Annotated in this window: 11 protein-coding genes and 1 tRNA gene; 6 read left to right on the forward strand and 6 right to left on the reverse strand. The window is 61.9% G+C overall.

Annotated elements, in window-relative coordinates; all coding sequences use genetic code 11:
• Positions 1-3: 3 nt before the first annotated feature.
• The 3 genes from aroQ to RG540_RS06280 form a co-directional block, all read right to left on the reverse strand.
• Complete coding sequence (aroQ, locus tag RG540_RS06270; protein WP_038585793.1) at positions 4-441, reverse strand: type II 3-dehydroquinate dehydratase; 438 nt, start codon at positions 439-441, stop codon at positions 4-6.
• A gap of 134 nt (positions 442-575) precedes the next feature.
• The gene (locus RG540_RS06275) at positions 576-1,352 is read right to left on the reverse strand and encodes a DsbA family protein (RefSeq protein WP_038585795.1); all 777 of its coding nucleotides are present in this window, start codon (positions 1,350-1,352) and stop codon (positions 576-578) included.
• A 294-nt stretch (positions 1,353-1,646) separates the two neighbouring features.
• Positions 1,647-4,628 carry an Rne/Rng family ribonuclease gene (locus tag RG540_RS06280; RefSeq protein WP_038585797.1) on the reverse strand — a complete coding sequence of 994 codons (2,982 nt, stop codon included), beginning with the start codon at positions 4,626-4,628 and terminating at the stop codon, positions 1,647-1,649.
• A gap of 628 nt (positions 4,629-5,256) precedes the next feature.
• Between RG540_RS06280 and RG540_RS06285 the strand changes: the two genes are divergently transcribed.
• From RG540_RS06285 to prfB, 3 genes are all read left to right on the forward strand, one after another.
• Entirely contained in the window at positions 5,257-6,504 is a 1,248-nt protein-coding gene (locus RG540_RS06285; protein WP_155414679.1) for an N-acetylmuramoyl-L-alanine amidase, read from the forward strand.
• A gap of 256 nt (positions 6,505-6,760) precedes the next feature.
• Positions 6,761-9,232 carry a penicillin-binding protein 1A gene (locus tag RG540_RS06290; protein ID WP_038585800.1) on the forward strand — a complete coding sequence of 824 codons (2,472 nt, stop codon included), beginning with the start codon at positions 6,761-6,763 and terminating at the stop codon, positions 9,230-9,232.
• A gap of 112 nt (positions 9,233-9,344) precedes the next feature.
• A protein-coding gene (gene prfB / locus RG540_RS06295) for a peptide chain release factor 2 (protein WP_151041673.1) occupies positions 9,345-10,476 on the forward strand; the annotation gives its coding sequence in 2 pieces (ribosomal slippage) (positions 9,345-9,413 and positions 9,415-10,476; 1,131 coding nt in all).
• Positions 10,477-10,555: 79 nt separating this feature from the next.
• On the opposite strand, the gene RG540_RS06300 is transcribed toward prfB, so the two are convergent.
• Positions 10,556-11,761 (reverse strand): multidrug effflux MFS transporter, encoded by a 1,206-nt coding sequence (locus RG540_RS06300; RefSeq protein ID WP_038585807.1) that lies wholly within the window; start codon positions 11,759-11,761, stop codon positions 10,556-10,558.
• Between the two features lie 169 nt (positions 11,762-11,930).
• Here RG540_RS06300 and RG540_RS06305 point away from each other — a divergent pair, with 169 nt between their 5' ends.
• Complete coding sequence (locus RG540_RS06305; protein WP_038593159.1) at positions 11,931-12,587, forward strand: TetR/AcrR family transcriptional regulator; 657 nt, start codon at positions 11,931-11,933, stop codon at positions 12,585-12,587.
• Positions 12,588-12,634: 47 nt separating this feature from the next.
• On the opposite strand, the gene RG540_RS06310 is transcribed toward RG540_RS06305, so the two are convergent.
• Entirely contained in the window at positions 12,635-13,408 is a 774-nt protein-coding gene (locus RG540_RS06310; RefSeq protein ID WP_038593162.1) for an NAD kinase, read from the reverse strand.
• Between the two features lie 251 nt (positions 13,409-13,659).
• Here RG540_RS06310 and RG540_RS06315 point away from each other — a divergent pair.
• Both RG540_RS06315 and RG540_RS31070 read left to right on the forward strand, forming a co-directional pair.
• Positions 13,660-13,735 (forward strand) — tRNA-Thr (locus RG540_RS06315).
• A gap of 214 nt (positions 13,736-13,949) precedes the next feature.
• On the forward strand, positions 13,950-14,345 hold the full coding sequence (locus RG540_RS31070) for a hypothetical protein (protein ID WP_046600120.1): 396 nt from the start codon (positions 13,950-13,952) through the stop codon (positions 14,343-14,345).
• Positions 14,346-14,392: 47 nt separating this feature from the next.
• Here the strand turns inward: RG540_RS31070 and RG540_RS06325 are convergent, their stop codons facing one another.
• Positions 14,393-15,286: a transglycosylase SLT domain-containing protein gene (locus RG540_RS06325; protein ID WP_407668869.1), complete on the reverse strand. Its 894-nt coding sequence runs from the start codon at positions 15,284-15,286 to the stop codon at positions 14,393-14,395.
• Between the last annotated feature and the right edge of the window lie 137 nt (positions 15,287-15,423).

The raw sequence follows: 15,423 nt of genomic DNA on the forward strand, positions 1-15,423 counted from the left end.
TTGTCAAGCGGTAATGGATTTTAAGGCGTGCAGCGCCAGAATGTAGCTCGCGGTGCCAAAACCGCAGATCACGCCCTTTACCGCCGGTGCGATCATCGAATGATGGCGGAATTCCTCCCGCGCGTGGACATTCGAGATATGAAGCTCGATCACCGGCACGGAGATCGCCTTGATGGCGTCGTGCAATGCAATCGAGGTATGGGTATAGGCGCCCGCGTTGATGGCGACGCCGACGGCCTTTTCGTTGGCCTCGTGCATCCAGTCGATCAGCACGCCCTCGTGATTGCTCTGGCGGAAATCGACATCGAAGCCAAGTTCCCTACCGGCTGCAATACAGTCGTTCTCGACGTCCTTCAGCGTGGCAGCGCCATAGATGCCCGGCTCGCGCTTACCCAGCATATTGAGATTGGGGCCGTTGAGGACGAAGACCGTCTTGCTCATCACTGATCTATTGGTTCCCTGCAGAAATTCAGGGGCCACCTATAGACCGGCGAGGCGGCAAGGGAAAGCCCCCGCCGCGCCGAAAGCCCGTGAGTCCACTGTGATGGAACATCTATTGGTTGGCACCCGCCGTGTCAGCAGGTCGCCTTGCCGCATGCGCGCACATTGGCGACCTTCTGCTCGATCGTATCGAGGCCGACGGCGCCGAAGACGGCTTCGTCGGCGACCACATAGGTCGGCGTGCCGGTGATGCCGATCGCGTTGGCGAGCCGGTAGGCGTCGCGCACCAGATCGTCGTTCGGCTCATCGGCCATGGACTTGCGGATCGCCGCTTCCTTGACGCCGAGCGCACCCGCGACCGCAATGGCCGTCGCTTCCGAGGCATGCGGCTTGCCGCCAAGCAGTTCGCGGTGGAATTTTGCATATTTCTCAGGCGCCAGCAGACGCACGGCGTTGGCCACCCGATGGGCTGCAAGCGAGTCCGGCCCGAGGATCGGGAATTCCTTCAGGATGAAACGGACGTTCTTGTCCTTGGAAAGGATGTCGTCCATGTCGGAGAGCGCCCGCTTGCAGTAGCCGCAATTGTAATCGAAGAACTCGACGACCGTGACGTCGCCCTTCGGATTGCCGAGCGTGATGTCGGTCGGCGAGGAGAAGATCGCCTGCTTGTTGTCCGCGATCGCCTTGGTCGACTGCTCGACGCGCTGGGTCTGCTGCTTGGTTTCCAATGCGTTTTGAACCTCGACCAGCACTTCCGGGTTCTGGATCAGATATTGGCGGATGAACTCGCCCATCTCCTTCTTCTGCTGGTCGTCCAGGGCGGCAGCCGGAGCGGCCGCGGAAAGTGCCAAGGCCAGCATCGAGCTGGCGGCCAATGTCTTGAAAACGGGCGTCTTGAACAGGCGAGTCATCCATATCCTCTTGGATCGGGCACACGAATCCCGCGCACCATTGTTGTGGTTTGTGCCCAAAGTAAGCCAGTCGGGCTTTCCAAAAAACCTCAAAATCATGTCCAGGCCGTTTTCACCGGTTCACAACTGCGTATGACGCCTGGCCGGATGATGAAATGGAGTCGGATTCCAACACGTTGGCTGCCTTTCCGGAATCGCTTCGGCAGGCAGTTGATCCGGTTTCTGAGGTTAAAGGCAGAGCAAAAACAAAAACGGCCGCGTTTTGCGCGGCCATTTCATCTGTTCTCGTTAGGCTCAGAAGAAGCCGCGGCGCTGCCACCAGCCGGCCTTCTTGGGCTTCGACGGATCGGCTTCGGTCTCGGGCGCTGCCGCTGGATCGGAGCTCTTCACCACTGCCTCGGCGGAGGAGGAGATGTTCGAGGCGCGATTGGCACGAGCCGGTTTCGCGTCGCCGGCATCGACCTGCTCGGTCGTCTGCGCTTCTTCGACGGGAGCTTCGGCAGCCGGAGCAATCTCGGCAGCCTGCGGCTCTTCGCCGAGTGCGGCTTCGACCTGTTCGACGACGGTTTCCACCGGAACCGGAGCTGCGACAGTCACAGGGACCTCTTCGGCAGCTGGGACGTCGGCGACGGTCGTTGCCTTGCCACGACGCGAACGGCGGGGCTTGGCCTCTGCCTTGCCGCCAGATGCTGCTTCCGCCTCAGCGGGAGCAGCGACTGCCTCGACGGCGACCTCTTCAGCGGCCTCGGCTGCTGCTGCTGCCGGCGCTGCCTCGACGTCATCGCTGGATGCGTCTTCGTCGGCCGCTTCGCCGTCATCCGAAGCGTTCAGTTCCTGTCCGTCCTCGCCGTTGCGATTGCGACGACCACCGCGCTTGCCGCGGCGGCGGCGCTTGCGGCGATTTTCTTCCGAGTCCGAATCGGCGGCAACCGTTGCGTCGGATGCTTCGCCGGCTTCGGAAACATCGTCCTCGCCTTCGTCGCCGTCCTCGTCGCCATCGGCCATGTCGTCGCTGCCGCCCTGGGCAGTCTGGGCGTCTCCGCCCTTTTCGCCGCCACGGTTGCGCCGACGCCGGCGGCGCTTGCGCTTGCGGCCGTTCGGGTCGTCGCCCTGAGGTTGGGCGCGCTCGGCAACAGCAACAGCTGCGGGCTGCGACGAAGCGACAATCTCTTCCTCGTCCTCCTCGTCGGCCTCGACGATGATGTCGTCATCGTCCTCTTCGACGGGGATCGCTGCGAACTGCATCAGGCTTTCGATCTTGACCGGGTTTTCGACCGGCTCGCCGCGATCGATCGCGAAGTGGCTGGAGCCGATGCTGACATCCGATTCGATGAGGATCGAGACGCCGAAGCGGTTCTCGTAGTCGATGATCGACGCGCGCTTGTGGTTGAGCAGGTAGAGCGCGATGTCAGGCGTGGTACGCACGGTAATGTCATGCGTGGTGTTCTTGAGGAGGTGTTCCTCGACACCGCGCAGCACGTGCAGGGCGACCGACGACTGCGAGCGCACATGGCCGGTGCCGCCGCAATGGGTGCAGACCTGCGTCGTGGATTCGAGCACCGAGGCGCGGATACGCTGGCGCGACATTTCGAGCAGGCCGAAATGCGAGATGCGGCCGACCTGGATGCGGGCGCGGTCGTTCTTCAGGCAATCCTTCAGCCGCTTCTCGACGGCGCGGTTGTTGCGCTTTTCTTCCATGTCGATGAAGTCGATGACGATCAGGCCGGCAAGGTCGCGCAGGCGAAGCTGGCGGGCAACTTCTTCCGCCGCTTCCAGGTTGGTCTGGAGAGCCGTTTCCTCGATCGAATGTTCGCGGGTCGAACGGCCGGAATTGACGTCGATGGCGACGAGCGCTTCCGTCTGGTTCATGATCAGGTAGCCGCCGGACTTCAGCGTCACCTGCGGCTGCAGCATGCGGTCGAGCTGCGCCTCGATGCCGGAACGGGCAAAGATCGGGTGCAGGTCGCGATAGGGCTGGACCACCTTGGCATGGCTCGGCATCAGCATCTTCATGAAGTCTTTCGCTTCACGATAGCCTTCTTCGCCAGACACGATGATCTCGGAAATGTCCTTGTTGTAGAGGTCGCGGATCGAGCGCTTGATCAACGAGCCTTCTTCATAGACGAGGGTAGGGGCGGTCGAGCTCAGTGTCAGCGTGCGGACGTTCTCCCACAGGCGCATCAGGTATTCGAAGTCACGCTTGACCTCGACGCGGGTGCGGTTGGCACCGGCGGTGCGCAGGATGACGCCCATGCCCTGTGGCACGTCGAGCTCGCGGGCGATTTCCTTGAGACGCTTGCGGTCCTGCGGCTGGGTGATCTTGCGGGAGATACCACCGCCACGCGCCGTGTTTGGCATCAGTACCGAATAACGGCCGGCGAGCGAAAGGTAGGTGGTGAGAGCAGCGCCCTTGTTGCCGCGCTCTTCCTTGGCGACCTGCACGAGCAGGATCTGGCGGCGCTTGATGACTTCCTGGATGCGATACTGCTTGCGCGGCTTGCGCACGACACGGTCCGGAACTTCTTCCATCGCGTCTTCGGCACCGACCGATTCGATGACTTCCTTCTCGTGGTTGTCATCGTCGTCGTCGTCATCGAAATCGTCGTTGCGGCCACCACCGCGGCGGGCGTCGACATCTTCCGAAATCGAATCGGTCTCGACCATCGCCGCCATTTCGCCGGGCGTCGAGCCGTCGTCGTCATTGGTGTCGGAGGAGGGGGCGGTTTCGCCCTCGGATGCTGCGGCTTCTGCGGCGGGCACTTCGTCTGCCGGCTTCTTGCGGGCGCGGCTGCGGCGCGGCTTGGCCTTCGGCTTTTCTGCCTCTTCAGCGGCGACAGCCTCGACCGGGTTCGCTTCCGTTGCTTCCGCACCGGCTTCGCTTGCGGGCTCGGCAGCGGGTGCCGGGGTGGAAATGCCGATATCCGGCTGATCCTGATTGGCAAGATCGACCATCGGATCGGCGGCTTCGGCCTCGGCGATCTTGCGCTGATCCTCGGCTTCCTGCTGCATCAGCGCCTGACGGTCGGCAAGCGGGATCTGATAATAGTCGGGATGGATTTCGGCGAAGGCGAGGAAGCCGTGACGGTTCCCGCCGTAGTCGACGAAAGCGGCTTGTAGTGAGGGTTCGACCCTCGTCACTTTCGCCAGATAGATATTGCCGCGTATCTGTTTCTTATGCTGCGATTCGAAATCGAATTCCTCGATCCGGTTACCGCGAACGACAACTACGCGCGTCTCCTCTTCGTGAGACGCGTCGATAAGCATTTTGTCTGCCATTGAAATTCTGCTCCTCGGCGCCGCCGGGGGAATGCAGAAAAGGCTGCCACAAGGACAGGCCCGTCATGCAATGCGGTCGTTGCGCCGGATAAAGATGTTCCCGTCGGGCGCGGTTGTGACGGCAACCGGAAAGATGACGGGGAGCGTTGCTCCCTCGGTCCCTCCAGGTTCTGAAAATTGTGCCGCGACATCAAAAACCAAACGAGAATGACGATACCATAGGCCCGCAGGGGCCCGATGAATGTGCTCCGTATGAGCGGTGGGTGGCATGCCACCCGGTATTATTCCGGCCACCGCCGGTTGGATCGTGTATCAGGAAAAAGTGTAGCGACGGCGGATGACTGTCGGTCTTCGGCGCCAGGTCCTGAAGAGGCTGGCCAGCCTATCGGCAGACTATCCCGTCAACACTTTAACCCTCGTGGGCGTTGTATGGTTTATCTGTCACAATAGCAAGGGAAAAGCCAGGTTTGCCATATTCTCGATGGAATTAGACCTCTTATGAATGGCAAGGAACGGGCGGATGATTCGCATCTTTTGACGGGCAAATGCCTTCTAAATTGGGCACTTTGATGCGGGTTGCCTGATAGGCGGCGGGGCTTTGAATGCGAGTGGCGTTTTGAGGGTGGATGTGAAGGCAGGCGCGGCGACGGCCGACGGCGGGGGCCGTCGACGGTTTTTCACGCGAATCGGTTGCGCGCTTTTCCTTTTGGTAGGCTTCGGCGCGACCCTCCCCTTGAGCTCCGCCGGTGCCGCGCCGCAGCCGCCGCTTCTCGCCTTCAGCGCGCGGGTCGCCGGTGACGAGGCGCGCACCCGGATCGTCATCGATTTCGAGAAGAAACCGGAATTCTCCGTCCATTACGTCGCCGCGCCTGAACGGGTGATCGTCGACCTGCCGGCCACGGCCTTCGGCTTCCCTGCTGAGGATCTGTCCGCGCGCGGCCTCTTCAAGGATATCCGCTACGGCACGATGGGTGAGTCGAGCGCTCGTATCGTGCTGACTGCCAAGCGGCCGGTAAAACTGTCGATCGCCGAGGTTCAGTCGAACGACAACGGCAGCTACCGTCTGGTCCTGGATGCGGAAATGGCCTCCAAGGAGGTTTTCGCCGATCTGGTGAAAACCCAGAACTGGGCGACGTCGGCCGCCGCCACTCCGGACCCGCTGGCGATGGCCGAGAAGGACAATGTCTTCACCGTTGCCGTCGATGCCGGGCATGGCGGGATCGATGCCGGCGCCACCGGGGCGGGCACCAAGACCCCTGAGAAGACCATCACGCTGGCGTTCGCCAAGACTCTTGCCGAACGATTGAACAAGGTCGAGGGTATCAAGGCTTTCCTCACCCGCGACGACGATACGTTCCTGTCGCTCTCCGAGCGCGTGACGCTTGCCCGCCAGGGTCATGCCGATCTCTTCGTTTCGTTGCACGCCGATACGCTCGGCCAGAAGGATATCCGCGGCGCGACCGTCTATACGCTATCGGACAAGGCCTCCGACCGCATGGCCGAAAACCTCGCCACCCGCGAAAACCTGTCCGACGAGCTTGCGGGCTATACCCTCCAGAGCGGGCCGCCTGAAGTCGCCGATATCCTGCTCGACCTCACCCGCCGCGAGACCCAGGCGTTTTCGATCGCGCTCGCCAGCAATGTCGTCGAATCCTTCGAGGGGCAGATCGGGCTCATCAACAATCCCCACCGTTATGCCGGTTTCCAGGTGCTGCGCGCACCGGACATTCCGTCCGTGCTCCTCGAGCTCGGCTTTCTGTCCAATGCCGAAGATGAAAAGCTGCTTCTGGATGAGTCGTGGCGCTCGAAGGTGATCGATCGCATGGTCGACGCGATCAGGCGCTATCGTGACCGGGCGATGGCAAATGGCGGCTGATTTTCCCCGATGCGCGTGGCGCGGGTGCCACAGGCGCCGGCGAATATGATGCAGGGGGAGGCCAGTCACCGGAAATTGCAGCTAAGAGCCCTATTTTACTCACATTCGGGCGATTACTCGGTGGTTCCCGGACGCAATGGATGACGGACGATTGATCCTCTTCCGGCTTGCGCTGGTTCGATCACCGTGCAAAACGCCTCTAACCATGCGATGGTGTGTTTCACGCGCCGAATGAAAGCTGAACGGTAGCTCCAATATGGTAAGATTGATTGGTTATCTCTTTGGATTGGCCTGCGTCCTGTTTCTGGTCGTGGCTGCCGGCGTGGGTATCTACCTCACCGGGATGACCAAGGACCTGCCGAACTATGAAGTTCTTGCCTCCTACGAGCCGCCGGTCGCCACCCGCGTTCATGCCGGCAACGGCGCGCTGATGGCTGAATATGCCCGCGAACGGCGCCTGTTCCTGCCGATCCAGGCGGTGCCCGACCGCGTCAAGGCCGCTTTCCTGTCAGCTGAAGACAAGAATTTCTACAGCCATCCCGGCATCGACATCACGGGGCTTGGGCGCGCCGTCCTTTCGAACCTTCAGAACCTTGGTTCCGGCCGTCGCCCGGAAGGCGCCTCGACCATCACCCAGCAGGTGGCGAAGAACTTCCTTCTCACCGGCGACCAGACGATCGACCGCAAGGTCAAGGAAGCGATCCTCTCCTTCCGTATCGAGCAGACCTATTCCAAGGACAAGATCCTCGAACTCTACCTGAACGAGATCTTCTTCGGCCTCAACTCCTACGGCATCGCAGGTGCCGCGCTCACCTATTTCGACAAGTCGGTGACCGAACTGACGACGGCCGAGGCCGCCTATCTTGCGGCCCTTCCCAAGGGCCCGGCCAATTATCATCCCTTCCGCCGCGAAAAGGCGGCACTCGAGCGCCGCAACTGGGTCATCGACCGCATGGCCGAGAACGGCTACATCACGCAAGGCGATGCCGACGACGCCAAGAAGCAGCCGCTCGGCGTCAAGCAGCGCCGCACCGGCGCCCATGTCTTCGCATCGGATTATTTCTCCGAGGAAGTCCGCCGTCAGATCATCGACCGCTACGGTGACAAGGCGCTTTACGAGGGTGGGCTTTCGGTCCGCACCTCGCTCGACCCCGATCTTCAGGTCATCGCCCGCCGCGCCCTTCAGAACGGCCTCGTGGAATATGACGAGCGCCGCGGCTTTCATGGCCCGGTAGCGCAGATCGCCACGACCGGCGCCCCTGGAACCTGGGATTGGGGCCCGGAACTCGCCAAGCAGAAGTCGCTTGCGGACGTGCCGGAATGGAAGCTGGCGGTCGTGACCGAAGTATCGGCAAAGTCAGCCACGATCGGCCTGCAGCCGTCGGCTGACGCGGCCGGCAAGGTCGATGCGGCTCGCGAGACGGGCACGATCAACGGCGACGACATGAAGTGGGCCTACCGGGATTCGACCAATACCCGCAAGCCGGCGAAATCGCCGGACGGCGTTCTGAAGCCCGGCGATGTCGTCTACGTGGAACCGATCAATCCGCAGGCCAAGACCTATCGGCTGCGCCAGCCACCAAAAGTCCAGGGCGGTTTCGTCGCCATGGACCCGAATACGGGACGCGTTCTCGCCATGGCGGGCGGCTTCTCCTATTCGCAGTCCGAATTCAACCGCGCCACCCAGGCGATGCGCCAGCCGGGTTCGTCGTTCAAGCCGTTCGTCTATTCGGCAGCCCTCGATAACGGTTATACGCCGGCCTCGGTCATCCTCGACGCCCCGATCGAGATCGTCTCCGGCGGCCAGGTCTGGAAGCCGGAGAACTACGGCGGCGAGGCCGGCGGCCCGTCGACGCTGCGCACCGGCATCGAAAAATCCCGCAACCAGATGACCGTGCGCCTGGCACAGGACATGGGCATGGAACTTGTTGCCGAATATGCCGAGCGTTTCGGCATCTACGACAAGATGCTGCCGGTGCTTGCCATGTCGCTCGGTTCCGGCGAGACGACGGTGATGCGCATGGTCTCGGCCTACGCCGTTATCGCCAACGGTGGCAAGCAGATCAAGCCGACCGTCATCGACCGCATCCAGGACCGCTACGGCAAGACGATCTTCCGGCACGAGGAGCGCGCCTGCGACGGCTGCAACTCCAACGACTGGGCCCATCAGGAAGAACCGAGTATCGTCGATAACCGCGAGCAGGTTCTCGACCCGATGACTGCTTATCAGATCACCTCGATGATGCAGGGCGTGGTGCTGCGCGGCACGGCCGCCGGCAAGATTCCGGTCAAGGACCGCGACGTCGCCGGCAAGACCGGCACCACCAATGATGAAAAGGATGCCTGGTTCGTCGGCTTCACGCCGAACCTGGTCGCCGGCCTTTATATCGGCTTCGATACGCCAACGCCGCTCGGCCGTGCCGGCACCGGCGGTGGTCTCGCCGCGCCTATTTTTGGCGAGTTCCTCGCCCAGGCCGCCAAGCTGACGCCTGCCGAAAAATTCCACGTGCCGGACGGCATGCAGCTCGTCGCCGTCAATCGCAAGACCGGTATGGCGGCCATGGAAGGCCAACCTGACACGATCGTCGAAGCCTTCAAGCCCGGCACCGGCCCTGCCGACGTCTTCCAGGTCATCGGCGACGGCGAATACATGACCCAGGATCAGATCTTCACCAATTCGCCCCAGGCGCAGCAGGCTGTCACCTCGGGCATGCCGGGTCTGTTCTGATCGCTATCCGAAGCGGCAGCCTTGTCGGCAGGCCCGGGCTTTACATCCGGGCTGGCTGCAACTATGTCCACGGCACTTAAAACCCCAACACAAAGAGCGAAGAACAAGCGCCATGCGTGCGGAAATCATCAATGTAGTCGACGAAATCAAGCAGGCCATAAGCCTGCTGAGGAGGCATCTTTGACTGGGATCAGGCGGTAAGACGACTGGACTGGTTGAATAACAAGTCAGAGGATCCCAACCTCTGGAACGATGCTGCGGAAGCGCAGAAGCTGATGCGCGAACGCCAGCAGCTCGATGACGGCATCAATGGCGTCAAGGCCATGGAGAGCCAACTCAACGACAATATCGAGCTCATCGAACTCGGCGAGGAAGAGGGCGACGAAGCGATCGTCAAGGAAGCCGAGGAGGCGTTGAAGGCGCTGATGGCGGAATCCGGCCGGCGCCAGGTCGAGGCCATGTTGTCGGGCGAAGCGGATGGCAACGACACCTATGTCGAAGTCCATTCCGGCGCCGGCGGCACGGAAAGCCAGGATTGGGCGAACATGCTTCTGCGCATGTACACCCGCTGGGCCGAACGCCAGCGTTTCAAGGTCGAGCTTCTGGAAGTGCATGACGGCGAAGAAGCCGGTATCAAGTCGGCGACCATTCTCGTCAAGGGCCACAATGCCTATGGCTGGCTGAAGACCGAATCGGGCGTCCATCGCCTGGTCCGCATTTCGCCTTATGACAGCAACGCCCGCCGCCACACCTCGTTCTCGTCCATCTGGGTCTATCCGGTCATCGACGACTCGATCAACATCGAGATCAACGAGAGCGATTGCCGCATCGACACCTATCGTTCGTCGGGCGCCGGCGGCCAGCACGTCAACACCACCGACTCGGCGGTGCGCATCACCCACATCCCGTCGGGCATCGTGGTGCAGTGCCAGCAGGAACGCTCGCAGCACAAGAACAAGGCCAAGGCCTGGGACATGCTGCGTGCGCGGCTCTACGAAGCGGAATTGAAGAAGCGCGAGGACGCGGCGAACGCCGAGGCTGCTTCCAAGTCCGATATCGGCTGGGGCCACCAGATCCGCTCCTATGTTCTGCAGCCCTACCAGATGGTCAAGGACCTGCGCACAGGCGTGACCAGCACCGCTCCGGACGACGTGCTGGACGGAGATATCAATCCGTTCATGGAAGCTGCCTTGGCGCACCGCATCAGCGGCAAGCCGGATGTGGATGTCGCCGACGTCGACTGACGATCCATGCAAGAATCACGAACGAAAGCGGCCGAACCTTGCAAGGTCCGGCCGCTTTTTTGTTGGGCGAAAGTGAGGTTTATTCCGCCGCGGCCGTCATGGCGCCTTGGCGGCTGCGCAGCACGACAAGCGACAGCAGGAAGACGACGACCGAGCACAGCGCGATGACCGTGACCATCGGCAGCGAAGTTCCGTCGACGAACATGCCGCCGAGGCCGATCACGACCGCCGAGGTCACGAACTGGATCGTGCCCATCATCGCCGACGCCGTGCCGGCGATCCGGCCGTGATGTTCGAGCGCCAGCACCGCCGCCGTCGGGATGATCAGGCCGAGGAAGCCATAGCCGCCGAACAGGAAGGCCGCCATCACATCGAGACGGTCGATGCCGAGCGAGGTGATGAGTGCCAGAAGAACCATCATCGTCGAATAGCCGAATACCGCGCTGCGGATCACTTTGCGGAGCCCGATCTTGCGGGAGAGCCAGCCGTTCAGCTGCGACATGCCGATGAAGGCGACCGCATTGCACGAGAAGACGATGCTATAGAAGGTCGGCGACAGGCCGTAGTGCTCGATCAGCACGAAGGACGAGTTTGCCACATAGATCATGTAGCTCGACATGCCGAAGGAGGCGATCAGCACCAGCCCGAGATAGTAGGGATCCCGCAGCAGCGTGCCATAGGAGTTGAGCGCGCCGGCGAGGCTGCTTTCGCTGCGCGCAGCCGGCAGGCGGGTTTCCTCAAGGAAGAACACCGCAACGACGGCGCCGACCGCACCGGCGCCGACCATGACCCAGAAGATCAGCCGCCAGTCGCCGAACACGGTGACGATGCTGCCGGCAAGCGGGGCGAGGATCGGCGAGACGCTGAACACCAGCATCAGCCGCGACATCAGCTCGGCTGCGGCCGGACCGGTATGGAGGTCGCGGACGATGGCGCGGGAGATGACCACGCCGGCGCAGGCGCCCATGCCCTGCAGGAACCGGAAGGCGATCAGCCACTCGATCGACGGTGACAGCGCGCAGCCGATCGCGCCGATGGCATAAAGCGCGAGGCCGACATAGAGCGGCCGCTTGCGGCCGAACATGTCGGAGAGCGGGCCGTAGGCGATCTGCGACACCGCCATGGCGGCGAAGAAGGAGATCAGGCTCGCCTGTACCTCATGGCTGTTGGCATTGAGGCTGGCGCGGATGGTCGGCAACGCCGGGAGATACATGTCGAGGGCGAAAAGCCCGATAGCCGAGAGCAGCCCTAGCGACAGGGCATGCGAAGGAGCTCTGCTTTGCATTTGGAAAAAACCTTTCCCGTCACCACATCTGCCGTGGTAACGGCAGGCGAGGACGATTATGGGAGATGAATATGAGAGCCGGCCAGATACGGGAGAATGGGTCTGAACAATCATGTAAATTATTTTGGACACAATTGTCCAATCCGTCAAGCCCCGCTATAGTGATGTCATGAAAAATTCGTCTGCCGAACTTCCGCGCGATTACGACACCTGGCCTCCGGCGCAGAACAAGCGCCAGGCGATCCTCAATGCGGCAGCCGATGTTTTCGCCCAGGAAGGCTTTGGCGGCGCCAGCATTGATGCGATCGCGGCCAGGGCGGGGGTATCGCGCCAGACGATCTACAATCAACTGGGCGACAAGGATAACCTTTTCAAGGTCGTCGTCGCTGAAATCACCGACCGCTCCAGCGCCGGTTTCTTTCGCGTGCTCGATACTTTCCCCGTGGCGCCGCAGGACATCGAGACGGAGCTGACGCAATTTTCGGCCCAGCTCCTGCGCAAGGCGATCTGCGACCCGAACGGTCGCTGGCTACGCAAGGTGGTCGAGACCGAAGGCGCCCGCTTTCCCGAGCTTTTCGAGACCTGGAAGGAATACGGGCCGGGCAAGAAATATCCGGCCATCGCAGCCCGCCTGGCGCAGCTCGCCCATGGCGGTTATCTCGACCTCGACGATCCGGCGCTCGCCGCTCGCCAGTATATGGCGCTTCTCGCGACCGACCTTCGCTACGACCAGCAGATCGGCCGCCAGACGCCTGAATCGGAAATCGACCAGATGGCGGCAAACGCCACCCGCACTTTTTTGCGTGCCTTTTCCCCGAAACGCTGAGCTTCACGCGAGGGCAATAGGTTCCATCCGCGTGAGCTGACGCTGAGTCAGTTGTTGAACTGTTCGGCGAGAATCCGGTCGGACCAGGAATGGTTCGGATCGGAGAGGATACGCGCGGTGATTTCCGTCGATTGCGCCACCCGCACCTTCAGCACCGACTTCACCTCGGTATTGTCGGCAACCGCGTTGACCGGCCGCTTGTCCGGCTCGAGGATGTGGATGTCGACGCAGACGTGGTTCGGCAGCAGCGCCCCGCGCCAGCGCCGCGGTCGGAAGGCCGAGACCGGCGTCATGGCGAGCAACGGCGCTTCCAGCGGCAGGATCGGCCCATGTGCCGAGAGATTGTAAGCGGTTGAACCGGCGGGCGTCGCGATCATCAGCCCGTCGCAGATCAGTTCCTCCAGCCGCACATGGCCGTCGATCTCCACCCTGAGCTTGGCCGCCTGATAGGATTGCCGGAAAAGATAGACCTCGTTGATGGCGAGTGCCACGGATGTCGAACCGTCCTCGTTTTCCGTCGTCATCTTCAGCGGGTGAAACTCGTTCTCCACCGATTCGGCCACCCGCTCGTGGAGTTTCTGGGCGCGATAATCGTTCATCAGGAAGCCGACCGAGCCACAGTTCATTCCATAGACGCTTTTGCCCGTATTGATCGTGTCGTGCAGCGTCTGCAGCATGAAACCGTCGCCTCCGAGCGCGATGATCACGTCGGCTTCCTCGGTCGGCACATTGCCATAGAGCCGTACGAGTTCTTCCAGCGCGGATTGTGCTTCCGGGGCTGTCGAGGCGATGATGGAGAGCTTGTTCGTCTCAGACGACATGAACGGGCCTTTGAGGGTGCCGCCGCCCGACGGGGCGCGCAAGGGACGCTGTAAACAGGTGAGCTAACACGATCCTGTGACAGGACCATGCCGGCGGGACGGCACTCAGTACAGTAAAAACAGGCTTTTGAACAAGCGCCTTGCGCCATCGCCCGTGCGTGAAACAACGCAACTCGAATGCACGGTGTGTGATGTTGCAGCGATTTTCTCTTTACAGGAGGAGAAAATCTGGTAACTCCCCACTCGAAAGTGCCCTTGTAGCTCAGTTGGTAGAGCACCTGATTTGTAATCAGGGGGTCCCGGGTTCGAACCCTGGCGGGGGCACCATTCCTTTCCTGGCAATTCGAGGTCAATTTCTCTTCATCGAGGTCGCCGTGGCGTCTGCGGCGGACCTGGCCGACGCCTGCGGCAGCGCCGGTTTTTTTGCCCCGCCACCGTCCGCAAACCTGAGAGGTCTGCGTAGAACGTCGGAAACCTTATGCGATCGGCAGGGTTAGGCGGCTGTAGGGCATGTTTGGAAAGTCCCACGAGAGGAAACCCAATGTTTGTAAAGATACTCACCGTTGGCGCACTGTCGCTTGGTCTCGCCACTGCCGCGGTCGCCCAGTCGGGCTCAGGAACCGGATCAGGATCCGGCGCTTCTGGCTCAGGTTCTGCAGGAACCGGCGGATCCGTTTCCGGTTCGGGCGCCAGTGGCTCCGGCTCCGGCACGCTCAACGGCACTACCACGGCTCCGCTGAATGGCGCCGGGTCAGGCGCGCTTGATTCCAATACGACAGGCAGCACGATCGGCAATTCCGGCGGCTCCAAATGCGCGCCCAACAACCTGCCACAGGGTTCCGGTTCCGCTACGACCAACAATCTGCCGCAAGGTTCCGGCTCCGCAACGCCCAATGCGGACGGAACTCTCGCGCCTGGGCAGGCACAAAACTGCTGATCGAGACCTATGTGCGGCAAGCGGAAGGCCTTCTTCTGCTTGCCGCTTCAGTTTCTGAAAACCGTGCAGGGCACGGCGTGGGCCCTGATCCTGGCACACAAATCGATAGCCTCAGCTCTGGTGGCGCGGCCGATGCGCGCTGCATAGCGCGGGCGATAACCGAAATTGCCGCGTTTCTGGCGCACGACGAGCGCCCGTTCGGAATTGAGCGGCGTCGGCAGACGGCCGATCGTGTTGGCAAACAGCTGGCTGGCGATATTCGGATTATAGTGCGCGGAAAGCTGCACGCCCCAAGGCGCCCAATCCGCCGATGCTATCAAGACACTCTCGTTGAGCCGCCTCGTATTGGCGAGCCGTAGGCAGCCGTCGAGGAAGGGTTTTCCGGGATCGAGGGCCTGGGCCGCCATCTTCGGCGGATCGTCCTTCCACATTTCTGCGGAATGGCCGGTAATCGCAAACACGTAGTCGCGTGTCTCGATCGGCAGCCGTCCGGTCGCCAGGAACGTTTCGAGGCCTGCTTCGCCCGCATTATAGGCCGCGGCGGCAAGGCCGAGATTGCCGAAACGGTCGCGCAGATCCCTGAGATAGAGAGCGGATGCCGCAAGCGCCTCGATGACATCGAAGCTGTTCCTCAGGCCGCGGATCCTTGCAGTTTCCGGCATGAACTGGGCGATGCCCTCGGCCCCTTTCGGGCTCACCGCATTGGCGCGGAACAGGCTTTCCCGCCAGACCAGCCGCGCGAAAAATTCCGGCGGCAGCCCGTTCCTCTCGGCCAGCCGTTGCATCACCTGGCAGAGATCCTGATTGTAGGTTTCGGCGCGGATGCACAATCGGCCCATCTCGTCCGATGCCGCACGCTCGTATCGGCATTCGGGAGCGGCGGGGTCTTCGGCAGCACCGACGCTCCCGCCAGAGGGCGGGAGGGCCAAGGACAAGCCCAAGCCTATCTGCATGAGAGGGCGAAACATCATCGACATGCAATATGCCCAACCGGGGCGCAGCTTTAAAGCCTTCGACGGCGGGATTGCTCCAAAAGCGACTGGCACGGATGATCCAGCACCGGGTCACGGCCCAGGTG

The organism is Neorhizobium galegae bv. orientalis str. HAMBI 540 (genome assembly GCF_000731315.1).
Lineage (GTDB): Bacteria > Pseudomonadota > Alphaproteobacteria > Rhizobiales > Rhizobiaceae > Neorhizobium > Neorhizobium galegae.